General features: G+C 42.1%; 1 protein-coding gene. It reads right to left on the bottom strand.

Translation table 11 applies throughout. From position 1 onward, the window contains the following. A partial coding sequence (locus ACFIO3_RS15090) for a DEAD/DEAH box helicase family protein (RefSeq protein ID WP_375704786.1) occupies positions 1-285 on the bottom strand: 285 nt, incomplete at both ends.

Genomic DNA, 285 nt, shown 5'->3' with positions numbered 1-285 from the left:
CCTTTTGGCATGGTTACTAAAGATACGAGGCGTTGCCGTCATGTATAGACGTTTCTTGCCTCGAATAAGAGTGTTATCGTGAACCTTGATAAAATCAGATTCACTGTCGTCTGTTCCCAATGAAGCCCCCGTTGTTCTATGCGCCTCATCACAAATAATTAGATCAAAGGTTGCTAAACCATGATCCTTTTGCGCATCAACAATGACTTGTATTGATTGATAGGTAGCAAAAATAACACTCATCGCATGGGGAGAAGAGTTGCCTACTTTCTCGACAAGCCTAGA

Source organism: Bartonella sp. AD328YNZD (genome assembly GCF_042196425.1).
This window is presented reverse-complemented; position numbering and strand designations above follow the sequence as displayed.